General features: G+C 64.2%; 10 protein-coding genes and 1 tRNA gene. 8 read left to right on the forward strand and 3 right to left on the reverse strand.

Translation table 11 applies throughout. The features are described 5' to 3' along the window. Window positions 1-228 precede the first annotated feature (228 nt). Window positions 229-2,187, forward strand: a complete 1,959-nt coding sequence (locus LB572_RS27715; protein ID WP_224669994.1) for an acetoacetate--CoA ligase — start codon at window positions 229-231, stop codon at window positions 2,185-2,187. A gap of 239 nt (window positions 2,188-2,426) precedes the next feature. Here LB572_RS27715 and LB572_RS27720 read toward each other — a convergent pair whose 3' ends face one another. Continuing rightward, window positions 2,427-6,398, reverse strand: coding sequence for a PAS domain S-box protein (locus LB572_RS27720; RefSeq protein WP_224669995.1), 3,972 nt, complete (start codon window positions 6,396-6,398; stop codon window positions 2,427-2,429). Between the two features lie 259 nt (window positions 6,399-6,657). On the opposite strand from LB572_RS27720, the gene LB572_RS27725 reads away from it, so the two are divergent. From LB572_RS27725 to LB572_RS27755, 7 genes are all read left to right on the forward strand, one after another. Further along, window positions 6,658-7,122: a phasin gene (locus tag LB572_RS27725; protein ID WP_224669996.1), complete on the forward strand. Its 465-nt coding sequence runs from the start codon at window positions 6,658-6,660 to the stop codon at window positions 7,120-7,122. Window positions 7,123-7,465: 343 nt separating this feature from the next. Further along, a tRNA-His gene (locus tag LB572_RS27730) sits at window positions 7,466-7,542 on the forward strand. Between the two features lie 129 nt (window positions 7,543-7,671). Beyond that, complete coding sequence (locus tag LB572_RS27735) at window positions 7,672-9,033, forward strand: DUF6538 domain-containing protein (RefSeq protein ID WP_224669997.1); 1,362 nt, start codon at window positions 7,672-7,674, stop codon at window positions 9,031-9,033. Window positions 9,034-10,413: 1,380 nt separating this feature from the next. Continuing rightward, entirely contained in the window at window positions 10,414-11,568 is a 1,155-nt protein-coding gene (locus tag LB572_RS27740; protein WP_412033597.1) for a DUF3991 and toprim domain-containing protein, read from the forward strand. A 113-nt stretch (window positions 11,569-11,681) separates the two neighbouring features. Continuing rightward, window positions 11,682-12,089, forward strand: coding sequence for a DUF1419 domain-containing protein (locus tag LB572_RS27745; RefSeq protein ID WP_412033598.1), 408 nt, complete (start codon window positions 11,682-11,684; stop codon window positions 12,087-12,089). A gap of 11 nt (window positions 12,090-12,100) precedes the next feature. Beyond that, window positions 12,101-12,499: a DUF3085 domain-containing protein gene (locus tag LB572_RS27750; RefSeq protein WP_140803992.1), complete on the forward strand. Its 399-nt coding sequence runs from the start codon at window positions 12,101-12,103 to the stop codon at window positions 12,497-12,499. Window positions 12,500-12,583: 84 nt separating this feature from the next. After that, window positions 12,584-17,701: an Eco57I restriction-modification methylase domain-containing protein gene (locus LB572_RS27755; protein ID WP_224669998.1), complete on the forward strand. Its 5,118-nt coding sequence runs from the start codon at window positions 12,584-12,586 to the stop codon at window positions 17,699-17,701. Window position 17,702: 1 nt separating this feature from the next. Here the strand turns inward: LB572_RS27755 and LB572_RS27760 are convergent, their stop codons facing one another. Together LB572_RS27760 and LB572_RS27765 are read right to left on the reverse strand one after the other, a co-directional pair. Continuing rightward, window positions 17,703-18,212 (reverse strand): RES family NAD+ phosphorylase, encoded by a 510-nt coding sequence (locus LB572_RS27760; RefSeq protein ID WP_224670043.1) that lies wholly within the window; start codon window positions 18,210-18,212, stop codon window positions 17,703-17,705. Beyond that, on the reverse strand, window positions 18,209-18,559 hold the full coding sequence (locus tag LB572_RS27765) for an antitoxin Xre/MbcA/ParS toxin-binding domain-containing protein (protein WP_140803996.1): 351 nt from the start codon (window positions 18,557-18,559) through the stop codon (window positions 18,209-18,211). Before LB572_RS27765 ends, LB572_RS27760 begins: the two co-directional genes overlap by 4 nt. Between the last annotated feature and the right edge of the window lie 29 nt (window positions 18,560-18,588).

Below are 18,588 nucleotides of genomic sequence, written 5' to 3' on the forward strand. Positions count from 1 at the left end.
ACGGGTGTAACCGAGCGCCGACGCTTTTCAAGTCTTTATGGCCTTGCGATGGCATTTGCGCAGCGACAGCCGTGGCTCGTCCGAACAAAATCTTGCTCTGCTGCGCCGCAATATGCATAAGCGGTCTGCACGATCCCGATCCGCAATCGCGCGCCGCTTCTGGGACGATGGCAGATGCGACGATGAGCTTAACTGGCTCGAACGCGACGCGCTTTGGGAGGAGCGATCATGGCCGCCGACACAGCTTTGTGGACCCCGACGCAGGAGCGGATCGATGCAGCGCCCATCACCGCGTTCATGAAGGCGGCGGAAGCCAAGGCCGCGCTTTCTTTCTCCGGCTATGCCGAACTCCATCGCTGGTCGATCGACGACCGCGAAGCCTTCTGGAGCCTAGTCTGGGATTTCTGCGGGCTTGTCGGCGACAAGGGCGAGCGGCACCTCGTCGACGGCGAGAAGATGCCCGGCGCCAGCTTCTTCCCCGACGCCAGGCTGAATTTCGCCGAGAACCTTTTGCAGAAGACCGGCGGCGGCCCGGCCATCGTCTTCCGTGGCGAGGACAAGGTCGAGCGGCGACTCTCCTGGAATGAGCTCCATGCGCTGACCTCGCGGCTGCAGCAGCTCTTCCTTTCGCTCGGCGTCAAGGCCGGCGACCGCATCGCCGCCATGATGCCGAACATGCCCGAGACCATTGCCGCGATGCTGGCGGCAAGCTCGATCGGCGCGGTCTGGTCGTCATGCTCTCCCGATTTCGGCGAGCAGGGCGTGCTCGATCGTTTCGGCCAGATCGAGCCGGTCGTCTTCATCGCGCCGGACGGCTACTGGTACAACGGCAAGGCGATCGAGGTGGCCGACAAGGTCCGCGCTGTAGCCGCGAAGCTCGCCACGTTGCGCAAGGTACTGATCATCGACTATCTCGGCACCTCGAGCGATGTCGCCGCCACAATCGACAAGGCGGCCGCGCTCGAAGAGGCGCTCTCGCCCTTTGCCGCCAGGACCGTCAGCTTCGAGCGGCTGCCCTTCGCCCATCCGCTCTACATCCTGTTCTCCTCGGGCACGACCGGCATCCCGAAATGCATAGTTCATTCGGCCGGCGGCACGCTGATCCAGCACGTCAAGGAGCACCGGCTGCATGCCGGTCTGCTCGACGGCGATCGCCTGTTCTATTTCACCACCTGCGGCTGGATGATGTGGAACTGGCTGGTCTCGGGCCTCGCCTCCGGCGCGACGCTGCTGCTCTATGACGGCTCGCCATTCTATCCCGACGGCAATGTCCTGTTCGATTTCGCCGATGCCGAGAAGATGACCTATTTTGGCACCTCGGCCAAGTTCATCGATTCGGTGCGCAAGGCTGGTCTGAAGCCGATCGCGAGCCACGATCTGTCGAGCGTGCGCACCGTCTCCTCCACCGGCTCGCCGCTGTCGCCGGAGGACTTCCGCTTCGTTTATGACGGCATCAAGAAGGACGTGCATCTGGCCTCGATCTCGGGCGGCACCGACATCGTCTCCTGCTTCGTGCTCGGCGTGCCGACCGAGCCGGTCTGGACCGGCGAGATCCAGGGCGCCGGCCTTGGTCTGGCCGTCGACGTCTGGGACGATGACGGCAAGCCGATCCGGCAGGAGAAGGGCGAGCTCGTCTGCACGAGAGCCTTCCCGGCGATGCCGATCGGCTTCTGGAACGATCCTGAAGGCAAGAAGTATCACGCGGCCTATTTCGAGCGCTTCGACAATGTCTGGTGCCATGGCGACTTCGCTGAATGGACGGCGCATGGCGGCATGATCATCCATGGCCGCTCCGACGCCACGCTCAATCCAGGCGGAGTGAGGATCGGCACGGCCGAGATCTACAATCAGGTCGAGCAGATGCCGGAAATCCTCGAGGCGCTCTGCATCGGCCAGGATTTCGACAATGATGTCCGTGTGGTGCTGTTCGTGCGGCTCGCCGCAGGCGTTACCCTGGACGAGGATCTGGAAAAGCGCATCCGCGCCAGGATCCGCACCGGCGCCAGCCCGCGTCACGTGCCGGCCAGGATCGTCGCCGTCACCGACATCCCGCGCACCAAGTCCGGCAAGATAACCGAGCTTGCGGTACGCGACGTGGTCCACGGGCGCACTGTGAAGAACAAGGAAGCGCTCGCCAATCCCGAGGCGCTGGAGCTGTTCAGGAACCTGCCGCAGCTCGCAAGCTGACGGTTAACAAAATATGTCCGCCGAATTTACCTAGATTTCACGGGTGGTACACATTCGTAAACTTTTTTGCGGCCCGGTAAGGACTTGTTAAGGGACGACCCCGATAGTCGCGGGTAACTTGAGGGAGAAATCCCGTTCCTCGTCCCCTGAGGTTCAGCTCAAGCCCCCGTTGTGACAGCATCCCATTTCTCAAGGCGTCCTCCAGGACGCCTTTTTCTTTGGCGCGGCTCGTCGGCAGATTACTCCGCGAGCACGCGGGTCGAGGGGAAGCCAACCTCGACAAGGGTTCCTTCGCCCGGCGTCGAGGTGATGGCGAAACGGGCGCGGTTCGCCTCCACCATGGCCTTGGTGAGGGGCAGGCCGAGGCCGGTGCCGTCGCCGCGGCCGCGCTTCAGCGCATTGATCTGCTTGAACGGCTTCAGCGCCTGCTCGATCTCGGCCTGGGTCATGCCGATGCCGGTGTCGCGCACGCGCATCACGACATCGCCCGAGGCTTCGTAGGCGGTCGAGACGATCACCTGGCCGCCGGCCTGGGTGTAGCGGATGGCGTTGGACAGGATGTTGAGGGCGATCTGGCGCACGCTTCTCAGGTCCGCCACCACTTCCGGCAGCCGCGAGGCGAAGCTGGAGCGGATGATGACGCGTTCGCGATTGGCCTGCGGCTGCATCATCGCCACCGTCTCGGCCAGCGTGTCGTTGAGCGACACCGCCTCGTAGTCCATCTCCTGCTGGCCAGCCTCGATCTTGGAGATGTCGAGCAGGTCGTTGACGAGGTCGAGCACATGGTTGCCGGACCGGTTGATGTCGCGCAGGTAGTCGCGATAGCGGTCATTGGTGATCGGGCCGAATTTCTCGTCCACCATCAGCTCGGAAAAGCCGATGATGGCGTTGAGCGGGGTGCGGATCTCGTGGCTGATGCGGGCCAGGAAGTCCGTCTTCTGCGAGGAGGCGCGCTCGGCCACCGCGCGCGCCTGCGTCAGGTCTTCCTCGGCCCGTTTCCATTGCGTGATGTCGCGCACCACGGCACAGAAGCCGCTGTCGTTGGGCAGCCGTCCGATGGTCATGAACAGCGGGATGAAACGCCCCTGCGCCTCGCGGCCGATGACTTCGCGGCCGTCATTCAAGACGCTCGCAACGCCCGGCTCCGAAAGGCCGGCGAGATAGTCGCGCGCCGCGCGCTGGCTTTCTATGGCAAACAGCGAGGCAAACGGCTTGCCTGCGACCTCGTCGCTGTCGAAACCGAACAGTGCCTCCGCCGGCCGGCTGATCGAGCGGATGTCGCCGTCGCGGCCGATCAGCACGACGCCGTCCGTGGCGGTGTCGATGATGGTGCGCATCTCGGCGATGCGCGACTTCAGTTCCGGCACGTCTGGCTGCAGCGCCGGTTCGTCATTCGCGGCGGTGAAATGCGCCGCATCGTCCTCGCCGGAGCGCCGCACCACCAGCATCAGCGCCTTGCCGCCGCGCCACGGCACGGAGCGCAGCAGCGCATCGATTGGGAATTCCATGCCTTGGCGGGTCTTGAGCTTCAACGAGTGGTCGCCTTCGTCCGCCGCGGTGTCCTCGGCGTAAGGATCGGCGAAGAGCGCACCCAGGCCCCCGGCATCGGCGAGGTCGTCCAGCGCATCGTAGCCGGTGAGTTCGAGGAAGGCTTCGTTGGCATAATGCAGCACGTCGCCCGAATGGATGAGCAGCGGCACCGGCAGCCTGGCGAGGATCGACGTATCGGGCGCCTTGGCTTCTTCTCCGGTCGAAAAAGCCGATGGCACGAAACCCGACAGTTTGAGCGGCGGTACGTCGAGGCGCGGCCGCGCCGGCGCCGCCGCTTCTTCCGGCCGTTCTTCGGCGGCCGTCGCGGCGTCCGCGTCGGAGCCTGCCCAATCCTCATTGTCCTGCGCGTCGCGGAAATCATCCGCGGTCATGCTGTCGTCGCCGGCCGTCGCATTAAGGTCAGGCTGCCCGGCCGCGACCGGCTGCGCCGCAGGCTGTTCCACCGGCTGCTGCTGCTCCGCGGCGGCAGGTTCGGCCGCCTGCTCGGCGCTCGGCGCCTGCTCGTCCTCGGAGACCGGTTCGGTGCCGGCTGCTTCGGTGGATTTCTCGCCATCTGCATAGCTGAGCAGCGAGCCGGAAACGGCCGGGGTCTCGGTCTGACCGGCGTCGCTAGTCTCGGCGGCGTCATCGATGCCGTCGAGCCGCGCCAGGTCTTCCTGATCCTCCGCCTCGGTCCGCGCTTCCGCGGTCTCCGCCTCGGCCTTCGCGTCTTCGGCTTCCGAGGCCTTCGGTTCGGTGGCCGGTTCCTCCACCGTCGCCCTGTCTTCGCGGGCAGCGGCCGCCTCGGGCTGCTTGTCGGCTTCGGCGGCGCGTTCCTCGGCAGGTGCGGCACTGTCCTTGCGCAGCCGCTCGCCGATCTCGCGGAAGGCGCTCCGCTCGAGGATCGACAGGCCCCGCTGATTTGCCGGCGCGTCGCCTCCCGGCTGCTTGTCATTGGCCGGCTGGCGATGTTCGGCCAGCCTTATCACCTTGTCGGCGAAGCGCCGCTCCGGCTTCGGCACGATCGTCAATGCCGGCACTTCGCCCTGGAAGGGGTCTTCAGGCTTCGACTGTTCGGTCTGTTCCGAGCCTTGCGGCCCCGCCGGCGGTTCGGCCCCGGCCGGTGCGCTGCCGGCTGGCGCGGCATTCGGCACCAGAGCCATGCCAAGCGCCTCCGGATCGACCACGGCGTCGGCGCTGCGCGCGACGCCAAAACCGCGAAAACCCTCGAAGGCGCGGCTGCGGCCATAGACGGGCAGCGCCGCCAGGTCGACGGGGATCTTCAGGCCGGTTCCGGCCACCGGCCACAGCACCGAGCGGCCGGACCAGGTATCGCGCCGGTCGAGCAGGCCGGCGATCTCGCCCGATGCGTCGAGGCCGAAAGTGGCCGCGACATCCCTGAAGCGGCGGCCGATCACATCGGCGGCTGGCTGGCCGACGATGTCGGCGAATTCGGGCGACAGCGCGCTGAACCGGCCTTCGGCATCGGTGCGCCAGACGAAGCGAAGCGGCGGCGCGGAGCGGTCGATGTCGCGGGGCGCGGTCGGCTGGGCTGGCGCGGCGGCTTTGTCAACATCCTGCCCCTGGCCTTCGGCCGTGGCGGCCCCCTCCGGCGCGTCCTTCGCCGGCGCTGCCGGTTGAGCATGCCCGGCGTCCTCGTTGCCGGCATTGAAATACCAATGGTCGTGCTGGCCGGCGCCGGCATCGGCTGCCTGCTGGCTGGAGCCGGCGGCATTGGCCTTGTGGTCGGCCTGGGTGGGCCGCTGCTCGGCCAAGGTCCGGCTCTCAGCGTCGGGCCGCGCATCGCCGTCTGGAGCCTCTGGGGCTTGCTCGGCTTCTTCGCCGGCCGCCGCGGCCGGCACCGGCTTGTCCAGGGCGGACTGGGGCTCGGGCTCGACCGTCGGGCTTTCACCTGACGGCGTAGCGACAACGGCCTCAGGCGCCGCAACCTGTTGACCGCTGGTCTGATTTCCCTGATCCGCAGCCGGCTGATCGTCCTTGTTGCCATCCGAGTCTTCGAGCTGGTTCTCGTCGATCACCACCAGCAGATGGCGCGTGTCGGTGAGCCGCGCAAAACCAGCCGGGTAGGAGCTGTCGGCGCCCGGCACGAGGCGCTTGACGATGCGGTCGCCGCTGCTCGCCACATCCGCAACCAGGGCAGCCAGCGTCCGCGGCTCGATGCCGAGCGCCGCAAAGCCATCCGAGGCCGCTTCGACATCGCCTTGCGCGTCGACGAAGGCGATGAAATGCCCGGCCTCGGTGAAACCGCCGATGGCGCGGCCGGCGATTTCGCCGGGGCTGCGCGAGCTGGTCTGCGCCGCCGGTACCGCGAGCAGGATTGCCTTCTCGCCATCTGGCATCGCCACGGCGCTGGCCAGGAAGCCGACGGCCCGGCTCACCATGCCGGTGGCCAGCCTTACCGTGATGGCGCGGTCGCCGCCGATGTCCGGAAAACCGCTGGTCGCCATGATCTGCCGCCGGGCGATCAGCGGCAGCCGCGCCGAGGCGCCGATGATGGCTTCGATATCCGGGTAGCCGAACACCGACGCCCCCGGACCGTTCGCCCAGATCACCTGCTCGAGGTCGATCGACAAAATGGCCAAGGCATCGCCCGCGGCAAAGCGCTGGCGCACCGCGTCGAGCACGGCGACGTCGAGGAAGGAGTAGTTTTCAGGCGGCATGCGCGGGCCAACCCTCCGGAGCGGGCATTTCAGTTAACGCTTTGTTAATAAAAGCCCGCGGCTCGAAGGTCCACAAGCCTGGCTTGCAACGGTCGAAATCTCTGGGCTCTTGGTTAACGGCCTTCGCGCCTGACGTATGGGAAGATTTTTATGGTGCGGTGCAACAAAGATATTGCAACGCACAAAAAATCCTTTATATTGCCATCATACATGAACGAGACGGCTTTCTGTCAAAGCCGCTGCCCCGAAAGGTTGGAAAATGTCCAAGACCGCCGCCAAGACCGCTGAGACCATCGAGAACGTTGAATTCCCGAGCTTCGACGCATCCAAAGCCACCGACCAGATCCGCGCCTTCGCCGAGAAGGGCGTCGAGCAGTCGAAGGAAGCTTACGCCAAGCTGAAGACCGGCGCCGAGGAGACCCAGAAGGTTCTGGAGTCGACCTATGAGACCGCCAAGACCGTTTCCAGCGACGTTTCGCTGAAGGCCATCGCGGCGCTGCGCGCCAATGCCGAGGCCAGCTTCTCGTATCTCGAAGCCCTGGTCGGCGCCAAGACCCTTTCGGAAGTCGTCGAGCTGCAGACCGCATTCCTGCGCAAGCGCGTCGAAATGACCGTCGAGCAGGCCAAGGAGTTCCAGACCGTTGCCACCAAGGCGGTCGAGGATGTCTCCAAGCCGGTCAAGAGCGCCTTCGAGAAGGCGATGAAGGACGCCAAGGTCGCCTAATTTCGGCGCACAACCCTGCGATGCATCAAAACGTCGCATTTCGTCAGACAAATAGTCGTGCGATAGGGTTGAATAACCAGATACCCGGAAATGGAACCTCCTCCCTCCGTTTCCGGGGTGACCAGCCAGCACCTCCTCCCGCTGGCTCGTAACAGGAAAAGGCCGGCACCTCCTCCCGCCGGCCTTTTCTTTTGCCTTGACGAAAGGCGGATGAGGAAACCCGTCCTTTCCCTCATCAAGGCCCTTGAATTAGAATCCGATAGCCCGTATTTGACGCATCGCCGAACGACAGAGCGGATCACGGAGGAAGAAGCTTTCGCCTCGATCCAATTCAGGCAGACGTGCCGTTGTAGCTCAGCTGGTTAGAGCGCCGGATTGTGGATCCGGAGGTCGCTGGTTCGATCCCAGCCAACGGTACCACAGCCTTCTCCCTTAAGTGGCTGAATTTCCTTTTGAAATTGCTATATTCGATGATGAGGCTTGCGCCAAGTGGCGATTTTGTGTCACAAATTGTGCTACCTATTGTGATACAAATGGGCATCAGAGACTGTGGGACGAAGGCGCGAAGAGCACGATCCTGATCGCTACCTGCACCTCAGGGGCGGCCATTTCCACTACCGTCGGCGCGTGCCCCAGGAGGTTCGCCACCTAGATGATCGCCGCAGATTCGTTCGCAAGGCGCTCAACACATCGGACAGAATAAGGGCGAGGACCGTCCGCGATATGTATGAGGCGGCCGACAACGCGCTTTGGGCGTCGCTAATGATTGGCGAAAATCCTCAGGCTGCTCGGATGCGCTACAAGCTGGCGATTAAGCGCGCCGAGTCTCTCGGCTTCGTCTATCGGCCGCTCGCCGAGATTCTTACTGCGGAGCCACTGGAAACCATCTTGCAGCGCGTAGAGAGTACCATTGGCGAGCCAGCGAAGTCGCCTGCCGTGGACGCCATCACTGGCATGGTCGAGCGACCTGAAGACAAGATATCCGACGCTCTGAAGGTTTATTTCTCCGACATCGTCCGTGACGAGCTGCGCACCAAGAGCCCTGACCAGCGTAAGCGCTGGAAAGCCAAGCGGCAGATGAGCGTCGATGTGTTCATTGAGTTGGTCGAAGACAAACCTATGAGCACGATCACACGTGATGACGCACTCAAGGTTCACAGGTACTGGCTCGACCGCATCGCGCCGGAGGAGGGGCCTGGCGATCGCTCGGCGTCGACGGGCAACCGCAATATGGGCAATCTTCGGACGCTTTATAGCGATTATTTTCGCCACTTGGGCTTTCCGGAGCAGAAGAACCCGTTCGCCGATCTCTCCTTCAGTGACAAATCGAAGCGAAGCCGACCGCCGTTCCCGACCGACTGGATCAGAGACAAGATTCTCGCGCCTGGCGCATTGGCGAAGCTCAATGCCGAAGCTCGGGGGATTGCGTTGGCGTTCGTCGAGACAGGGTGTCGACCGAGCGAACTAGCAAATCTTCATAAAGGCGTGATTCATCTCGATGATGAGGTTCCACACATTTCGGTGGAGCCACGGGAGGATCCAGAGGACCCACGCGAGATCAAGACCGCATCTTCGGTGCGAAAGGTGCCGCTCGTCGGCGTCGCCCTGGAGGTGTTCAAAAAGCACCCGAACGGATTTCCGCGATACAAGGACCGCGGGACGCAGCTATCGGCCGCCGTCAACAAGCATTTCAAGAAGCACAATCTCTTCCCCACCGAGAACCACACCTTCTACTCGCTCCGCCACTCCTTCGAGGACCGGATGAAGAACGCGAGGCTCGATGAGGAACTGCGGCGTATGCTGATGGGCCATACGATCGACCGCCCCAAATACGGCGAAGGCGGTGAGATGAAGATGTGGCAGGAAGAACTTATGAAGATCGCGCTGCCGTTCGATCCTGCAATCGTTTGACACGCTCGTGCACCATGGCGATCCGTTCTTTCCTCGCCCGGTGATCATGTAGCGCGCGTTCCAGGTGGTCGTACAGGGGAAGCCATGCCTCACCCTTGTCGCCTCGCGACACGATTATCTCAGCAACGCGATCGAGCACCCGCTCGATGCGCTCTGCCGTAACGGGCCGAGATGCCGGCGAGTACGACCTCACGATTTCACCCTTCTCGCAACCACATCTGTCCACACGTTCCAAGTGTCCTTGCGGGAATGAGATTGAGGCGCGAGTTCCAACGTTGGCAAAGGCGAAATCCGACACGCGTAGTCTGGCGTGTCATTTCGCGCATAGGTCGATCCGCGATGCGGCCGGAGCCCCACGGAAGTGCGAGACTGCAGAGCGGGATTTTCCGGGGAAGGTTGAGAGCCGGAAGAGAACCTTCCGATGCCATGCCCATTGTGGAGAACCGCGATGTCTAGTCACAGCAATCGAGTCCGCGCAGGGCCTTTTCCAGCCGCGACGGAGGAGTGTGGGAAAAGATCGTAGCGGAAGAGCGAGACCGCCTTTGCGCACTCATCCAGTTGCCAGTTCTGGCTTCGCCGCAATGGCTGAGCGGTTTGGGCCAGCGCATTTGCTTTTCGATGCCATCAGCATCAGAAATTGGCTTCGCGGCGCACTACTCCGCAGGATTTCTTACCGAGCAGACTTCGTTCGCATCGATCGGACTGGTCGCCGTCATATGGCGCCCTTCGCCGGGGGCTGTCGGTCCCGCATCCCGCCTTGGGGCGGCGCTATGCTGATGCTCCTTCGGCCGCCCTGTTGAACCGGTCTCAGGGCCACGAACTTTCTCCAGCACCGAACTGACTTGGTCCCGCTTATGGACATTTCGGTGCTTCCGCCCTGTACGCCCTTTTGACATTGGCCAGGAGAGCCGTGGCTCTCCTGGGGCACAGAGAAGCGTCGGGTTTTCAGCTTTGAAAACGGAACGAGAGGCATTCAGTGCCCGTCGCGCAGAATCACATGTCGGCATAAGGCTCAATCGACCTATGCCGTTGCCGACCGATCGAACCTCGATGCCGAAACCACTGCCAGGGTGATGCCGAGCTGAAGCCCGTCGCATTCCATGGGTGTGGCCTTGGGGCAGCTCTGCGGTAAAGGTCTCGCCCTGTCTGCCGAAGAGCCAGTACGAATGTCCGAAGAATGCTAAAAGTTTAGGACAAGGGACGTTCGCGCAGCACCACGATGCCGTGCCCATGTGCGCGGCGGCAGGGCCGAGTTTCTATCACTGGCCCAAGTTGGTTGCGAGGTCGACTCCGTTTCATGGAAAATGGAGATGGACACGGAGCGTGTAGTGGTGGTGGACGAGGAGCGTCGCCGAAATTGACGGTGGCACGCCGTGCCGCTTGCGCGCTGCGTCCGGGCAAGGGGAGCTGCGCCGCGGCCTGTTACGCACATGCAACCTGGCACAAATGACGGGCTGCCGGCCGCGCCCTTGCCCGGCTTGCTCTTCGCGGCGTTCGGTTCCTGTCCCGATGACCGGGCGGGAACGAAAGAGAGGAGCGCAAAGGCGCTGGCGAAAGATGGAAAAAGCAGAACTGGAAGAACTGAAAGAGAAAGTGCCCTGCGCCGCGGTGCTCGAGCACCTGGGATTCGCGCTTGATCGCAAGGAGAGCACCCGCAGGGCGATGAAGTATCGCCGCGCGGCCGAGATCGTCATCGTCATCCACGATGGCAAGGGCTGGTTTGATCCGCTCGGCGACGACAAGGGCGATGTCTTCCGCCTGATCGAACATCTCAAGGGTGTGCCCTTCGTCGAAGCCATAAAGGACATCGCCAGCCTAGTTGGCTTCGTGCCGTCCAAGCCGGTCTGGCAGCGTGAGTGCCGTGAGCGGGAACCTGACCGCTCGATCCCGGAGCGCTGGCAGGGACGGCGCAGGCCGTGGCGCGGATCGGCGACCTGGCGATATCTCACCGGGGCCCGCCATCTTCCCGACCGTGTCGTCCGGGCCGCAATCAGCGCCGGCGTTCTGCGCGAAGGCCCGCATGGCAGCATGTGGGCGGCGCATCTTGATGAGGATGGCGCGGTCACCGGCTGGGAAGAACGCGGACCGGACTGGCGCGGCTTTGCTACCGGCGGCGCCAAGGTGTTGTTCCGGCTGGGGCGACCCGATGCGCCGCGCCTCTGTGTGACCGAAGCGGCGATCGACGCCATGAGCCTTGCCGTACTCGAAGACCTTCGCGCCGACACGCTCTATCTCAGCACCGGCGGCGGCTGGTCGCCGGCAACCGATGCGGCAATCCGCGCACTGGTGGCAAGAACTGGGATCCAACTCGTGCCCGCCACCGACAATAACAAGCAAGGCGACGTCTATGCCGATCGGCTGATCGCTCTCGCGGGCGAGACGGGCTGCGTTGGCCAGCGTCTGCGCCCGGTCGCTGACGACTGGAACGCCGATCTGAAGACGAGGAATGGGGAAGGAGAAGAGGAGGCAAACCGAGTGCCGCATGCCCGCCGGCCGCCTCAAGGTGAAGCTTCGCCCGGCTTCGCCGGCCCTTGACCCGCCCGGACGCAGAGGCGGCCGCGGGGGTCCGGTCCGGAAGGGCCGAAGAAGATGGTGATCCATAGGGGATGAACCGCGCTCCGGCCCGAGAAATGGCCAGGAGCCTTCCCATGACACAGTCTTCTATCCGCAAAATCTACTTCGACGTCGCCGATCGCCGGCAGATGTTCCGCCTGTTCGACCGGCACGCCCAACGGCCCAATCGCTGGGAGAATAACGACTGTGCGCTGTTTGCCGGCGAGTGGTTCGAGATCACTCGAGCCGAGCACGACTACATGCCCGATCTGCTGCCGCCGCTCTGGATGAGCGGCGAAATGTTCGCGCTCAGCGAATTCCTCACCGAGACCGTCACAGGCGTGTTCTATATGCTGCGCATCGGCGGCAGGACGCGCTACTTCCACGCCTATTGCGATCTCCCGGGGACCCGCTCGCCGGTCGAGACGCGCGATGCCATCATCGAGCGCAAGTGTTGGCCGATGATGCATCTGAGGCACCTCCCCATCCGCGCGGCTGCGTGAGGGAGGCGATCATGTTCACATTCCCGATCGCGGCGGTGCGCAGGATCATCGAGCGCGGCATCGAAGACGCCGCCGCCAATGGCGGTTTCCGCAATCCCTATTATGGCGCCCGCCCCGGCGAGGGCGAGAAGCCCGGCCTATGGGTCGTCGGCGATGAGGGCGTCTACATCATGTCCAACGGCAGGCTAGCCGAAGGGACACGCGCGCTAGTCATCTATGCCGAGCAGTGCCATCCCAAGGGCGACTTCGACTGGTGGGACTACAAGCACCGCCATTTCGGCGCAGATGACGGCATCGAGTTCATCGAGGCCGACCGCCTCCTCCCGCTCTTCGACCGCAACCTGCGGGCGACGCACCTCAACATCGCGCTCACCGAGACAGAAATCGCGCTCTCGCTGATCACCCGCTGACTTCCCCGAAACCCCGACATCGATCGACTGGCCGACCCGCTCGGCCGGGGAGATCGCGTGGGCCCTGACACAAGGAATTCTCGCATGTCCAACAACGATCCCTTCCCCCTCGACCTGTTCAACACCAACACCCTCTCGTCCGGCCTCGGTTTGGGCGTCACCGCCTTCGGCAGCGACTTCGGCGCCGGCGAGCACGACGCCGAGCAGGCCTCGACGACCGCCCTGCCGGAGCCACAGCCGGTCGCCCAGCCTGTGCAGTCACCGAAGCGCGCGGGCAGCGCCGGATGGGGTGGCGACAACTTCGTCCTTGAGACCGATCGCGGCCTCGCCAAGGGCTGGAAGATCCGCGCGCAGGATAATCTCGGGGCGATCCGTCTCGCCGCCGAGATCGAGACCGCCGATCGGCAGGCGACGCCAGAGGAACAGGCACGGCTCATCCGCTTTACCGGCTTTGGCGCCTCCGAGCTCGCCAATGCCATGTTCCGCCGGCCCGGCCAAGATGGCTTTCGCGCCGGCTGGGAGAAGATGGGCGCCGAGCTCGAGGAGGCGGTGTCGAGCGCGGATTACGCCTCGCTTGCCCGGTGCACCCAATATGCGCACTTCACGCCCGAGTTCATCGTCCGGGCGATTTGGGCAGGCCTCATGCGGCTCGGCTGGCGCGGGGGCAGGGTGCTCGAGCCTGGCATCGGCACGGGATTGTTTCCCGCGCTCATACCGACGGCGCTGCGCGACCAGGTGCATGTCACCGGCGTCGAGATCGATCCGGTGACCGCGCGTATCGCGCGCCTGCTGCAGCCGCGGGCCCGCATCCTCAACGCTGACTTTGCGCGCGCCGACCTGCCGGCAGGCTTCGATCTCGTCATCGGGAATCCACCGTTCTCGGACCGGACCGTGCGCTCCGATCGCGCCTATCGGTCGATGGGGCTACGCCTCCACGACTACTTCATCGCTCGCTCGATCGACCTCTTGAAGCCGGGCGGCCTCGCGGCGTTCGTCACCAGCTCGGGCACCATGGACAAGGCCGATTGCTCGGCGCGTGAGCACATCGCCAAATCGGCCGACCTTGTCGCTGCGATCCGGCTGCCCGAAGGCAGCTTTCGCGCTGACGCGGGGGCCGATGTCGTCGTCGACATCCTCTTCTTCCGCAAACGCCGACGCGAGGAGGCTGAGGGCGACGCCTCCTGGCTCGAAACCGACGATGTCCGCCCCGCCGATGGCGACGACAGCTCCATCCGCATCAATCGCTGGCTCGCCCGGCATCCGGAATTCGTCTTGGGAAGCCACGCCACCACGTCGGGACCATTCGGCGATGCCTACACCTGCTTGCCCCACCCCGGCGTCGATCTCCCGCAGGCGCTGTCGGATGCCCTCTCTCTCCTTCCAGAAGCCATCTATGACGGCGAGCCCGAAGCGATCGATCCGGACGCCGCCGCCGTCGTCAACGATCCCGGTGATGACCCTGATGCCGCCGTGGTTGGAATTCGTGAGGGCAGCTACTTCATTGCCTCGAACACCGCGCTGACGCAGATCGTCGATGGGGAGCCGGTGATCATAACGGTGCGCGAGGGGCGCAGCGTCGATGGCGTGCCTTCGAAGCACGCCCACATCATCCGCAAGCTGATTCCGATCCGCGATGCGCTGCGCGAGGTGCTGAGGTGCCAAGAGCTTGACCGGCCGTGGAAGCCAGCGCAGGTCAAGCTGCGCATCGCCTGGTCGAATTTCGTGCGCACCTTCGGCCCGATCAACAGCACTGTCGTGTCGACCAGCGAGGATCCGGAGACCGGTGAAGTGCGAGAGACGCATCGCCGCCCGAACCTCGTTCCCTTCCTTGACGATCCCGATTGCTGGCTGGTCGCCTCGATCGAGCACTACGACCTCGAGACCGACACCGCCCGCCCGGGTCCGATCTTCACCGAGCGGGTAATCGCGCCGCCCTCGGCCCCGATCATCAATTCGGCGGCTGACGCCCTCGCGGTGGTGCTGAACGAGCGCGGCCATGTCGATGTCGATCACATCGCCGAGCTGTTGCATGTCGACCCCGAGACCGTCATCGCCAATCTTGGTGACGCTATCTTCCGCGATCCGGAGAGCGGGTCATGGCAGACCGATGACGCCTATCTCTCCGGCCAGGTCCGCGACAAGCTCAAGGTCGCCGAGGCCGCAGCGGCGCTCGATCCGGCTTTCGAGCGCAATGTCCGCGCGCTCATCGAGGTCCAGCCCGCCGATCTCGGTCCGTCCGACATCACAGCGCGTCTTGGCGCGCCGTGGATCCCCGCCGCCGATATCGCAGCCTTCGTCAAGGAGAGGATTGGCGCCGAAATCCGCATTCATCACATGCCGGAACTGGCATCGTGGACGGTCGACGCTCGGCAGCTCGGCTACATGGCGACCGGCACATCGGAATGGGGCACCGACCGCCGGCATGCCGGCGACCTCATCGCCGATGCGCTCAACAGCCGCGTGCCGCAGATCTTCGACTTCATCAAGGATGGAGGCAGCGAGCGCCGGGTCCTCAATGTCGTCGATACCGAGGCAGCCAAGGAGAAGCTGACCAAGATCAAAACCGCGTTCCAGGCCTGGATCTGGAGCGATCCTGATCGCGCCGACCGGCTGGCCCGGGTTTACAACGACCGCTTCAACAACATCGCCCCGCGAAAATTCAACGGGGACCATCTCGTTCTTCCCGGCGCCTCGGGCGCCTTTTCTCTTTATCGGCACCAGAAGCGCGGCATCTGGCGCATCATCTCGGCCGGCTCAACCTACCTCGCGCACGCTGTTGGCGCCGGCAAGACCATGACCATGGCCGCAGCCGTGATGGAGCAGAAGCGGCTCGGCCTGATCGCCAAGGCCATGCTGGTCGTGCCCGGCCATTGCCTGGCGCAGGCGGCGCGCGAGTTCCTGGCGCTCTATCCGACGGCTCGCATTCTTGTCGCCGACGAGACCAATTTTACCAAGGACAAGCGGCAACGCTTCCTGTCCCGTGCGGCGACCGCGACCTGGGACGCAATCATCATCACGCACTCGGCCTTCCGCTTCATCGGCGTGCCCTCAGCTTTCGAGCAGCAGATGATCCAGGACGAGCTCGAGCTCTACGAGCGTCTGCTCACCAAGGTCGAAAACGGCGATCGTGTTTCCCGCAAGCGCCTCGAACGGTTGAAGGAGGGTCTCAAGGAACGGCTGGAGGCGCTCGCCACGCGCAAGGACGACCTGCTGACGATCTCCGAGATCGGCATCGACCAGATCATCGTCGACGAGGCGCAGGAGTTCAGGAAACTCTCCTTTGCCACCAACATGTCGACCTTGAAGGGCATCGACCCGAGCGGCTCGCAGCGCGCCTGGGATCTCTATGTGAAGTGCCGCTTCATTGAGACGAAGAACCCGGGCCGCGCACTCGTTCTCGCCTCGGGCACGCCGATCACCAACACGCTGGGCGAGATGTTCTCGGTGCAGCGCTACTTGGGCTACGCGGCCTTGTCCGAGCGCGGCCTGCACGAATTCGATGCCTGGGCTTCGACCTTCGGCGACGTCTCCACCGAGCTTGAGCTGCAGCCCAACGGCAAGTACAGACCCGTGACGCGCTTCGCCACCTTCGTCAACGTGCCCGAGCTCATCGCCATGTTCCGGTCCTTCGCGGACGTGGTCATGCCCGAGGATTTGCGCGAATACGTGAGGGTGCCGGCGCTCTCGACCGGCACGCGGCAGATCAGGACATCCAAACCCTCGGCCGCCTTCCAGCGCTATCAGGCCTTGCTCGATCAGCGCATCAAGGCCATCGAGCAGCGCGAAGGTCCGCCCGAGCCCGGCGACGACATCCTGCTTTCGGTCATCACCGACGGCCGCCATGCCGCGATCGATCTGCGCCTTGTCGATCCCGATAACGACAATGAGCCGGACAACAAGCTCAACGACCTCGTCGCCAATGCTGTTCGGATCTGGCAGGAGACGGCTGGCAGCGCCTATGTCCGGCCTGACGGCAAGCCGTTCGAGCTGACCGGCGCCGCACAGATGATTTTCTCCGACCTAGGCACGATCAATGTTGAGAAGACGCGGGGCTTCTCGGCCTATCGCTGGATACGCGACGAGCTCGTTCGCATGGGCGTCCCGGCTTCCGAGATCGCCTTCATGCAGGATTTCAAGAAGTCGGAGGCCAAGCAGCGCCTGTTCGGTGATGTTCGCGCCGGTAAGGTCCGTTTTCTGATCGGCTCGTCTGACACGATGGGCACGGGCGTCAATGCGCAGCTCCGCCTGAAGGCGCTCCACCATCTCGACGTGCCCTGGCTCCCGTCGCAGATCGAGCAGCGCGAGGGACGCATCCTGCGGCAGGGCAACCAGCACGATGTGGTCGACATCTTCGCCTATGCCACCGAGGGATCGATGGACGCCCAGATGTGGCAGAACAACGAGCGCAAAGCCCGCTTCATCGCCGCAGCACTTTCGGGCGATACCTCGATCCGCCGGCTCGAGGACCTCGGCGAAGGGCAGGCCAATCAGTTCGCCATGGCCAAGGCGATTGCCTCGGGCGATCCGCGCCTGATGCAGAAGGCCGGCCTCGAAGCGGAGATCGCCCGGCTTGAACGCCTGCGCGCCGCGCATCAGGACGATCAGTTGGCCATCCGCCGTCAGATCCGCGACGCCGAACGCGACATCGAATATTCGACGCGTCGGATCGGCGAGATCGGCCGTGACCTCGAACGACTTGTTCCGACCGCGGGCGAGGCGTTCCGCATGACTGTTGGGGTGGAGGCCTTCACCGAGCGCAAGCTCGCCGGCCGAGCGCTGATGAAGGAGATCCTGGCGCTGGTCCAGCTCCAGCATGCCAGCGACAGCGTCATCGCGACGATCGGCGGCTTCGGCCTCGAATATTCCGGGCAGCGCTTCGGTCAGGACGGCTATCGCTATTCCACAATGCTCCTGCGCGCCGGCGCCGAGACCGAGATCGAATTGCCGGTTACCACGACCCCGCTTGGCGCGATTGCCCGGTTGGAACACCTGCTCGGCGCCTTCGAGGATGAACGGGAACGCTATCGGCATCGCCTATCCGACGCCGAGCAGCGCCTGGCGTCCTATCGTTCGCGCGAGGGCGGCATGTTCGCCTTCTCGGGCGAGCTAGCCGACAAGCGCCGGCAGCTTGCCGAGATCGAAAGGTCCTTTGCCGCTGACGTTGGTGCAACGCGCGAGGGAACGCGGGCAGCGGCCGCCTAGATCAACCGAGCCGATGCTCGTCGTCGATCAGCTCGAGCCTGGATGGGGCAGCGTCGCCCCATCGCCACAGAACGAGATTCAAGTCGCCGACTACGGCGCCCTTGGCAAAGCTCGGCACGAGCAGGCCATTATAGCCTTGCGCGACGAGCTCACGGGCAAATCGCTGTGTATGCGCCTCGCCATGGTCTCTCATCTGATCGCGCCATGTCGGGTCGGCGAGGGTCGCCGAATCGAGGCCCATTGCGGCAAGGGCAGTGGCGTCGCCCGCATCGAATACAGCCTCGATCTCGGCGCGATAGGCGACCAGCGTCGTTGGCTGCAGATCGCCCACCTGGTTGCCTTCGCGCAAAGCCGTCAGGACCGAAGTCGACGCATAGAGCGCAGGCATCCCTTTGGGGTTGAAACGTCCTCCATAGAGCTCGGCGCCGCGTCCCGACATAGGCTCGCGGGCATATACTGGATTGAGGGCGCGGTAGATCCGGCCCGAATAGGTGACGGCGACGACGCTCAGGCGTAAACCCCCGCGTCGACCGCGTCGATGAAGTCGAGGACCTCATCGGCCCGCCCCTCCCGAACCAGCTGCATGGCCGTCCGCCCCGAAAATCCGGGCAGCGGCTCGGAGCGGTACCAGGCATAGGCCATGAGCGCGGAGCCAAATCGCGGCTCGACCTTGTTCACGATCTCCACCATCTCGCGCAGGCGGCGCTGCGTCTTGTCTGAACGCACCCGCTCCCGGCGCTGAACCGCGTCTTTCCCCAGACCAGCGGTACGCGCGATCTCCTCGCTCGTCGTGCGGAAAGCGTCCGCAATCTTCTTGGGCGCAAACAACCCGTCATCCGCATATTGTGCCAGGCCCATCGCAGCACCTCCGTGCATTTGCCAACAGT

Source organism: Mesorhizobium sp. BH1-1-5 (assembly GCF_020165615.1).
Lineage (GTDB): Bacteria > Pseudomonadota > Alphaproteobacteria > Rhizobiales > Rhizobiaceae > Mesorhizobium.

Coding starts and splice junctions, on each gene's coding strand:
- LB572_RS27715 (WP_224669994.1), top strand. CDS start 229: ATGGCCGCCGACACAGCTTTGTGGACCCCGACGCAGGAGCGGATCGAT.
- LB572_RS27720 (WP_224669995.1), bottom strand. CDS start 6,398: ATGCCGCCTGAAAACTACTCCTTCCTCGACGTCGCCGTGCTCGACGCG.
- LB572_RS27725 (WP_224669996.1), top strand. CDS start 6,658: ATGTCCAAGACCGCCGCCAAGACCGCTGAGACCATCGAGAACGTTGAA.
- LB572_RS27745 (WP_412033598.1), top strand. CDS start 11,682: ATGACACAGTCTTCTATCCGCAAAATCTACTTCGACGTCGCCGATCGC.
- LB572_RS27750 (WP_140803992.1), top strand. CDS start 12,101: ATGTTCACATTCCCGATCGCGGCGGTGCGCAGGATCATCGAGCGCGGC.
- LB572_RS27755 (WP_224669998.1), top strand. CDS start 12,584: ATGTCCAACAACGATCCCTTCCCCCTCGACCTGTTCAACACCAACACC.
- LB572_RS27765 (WP_140803996.1), bottom strand. CDS start 18,559: ATGGGCCTGGCACAATATGCGGATGACGGGTTGTTTGCGCCCAAGAAG.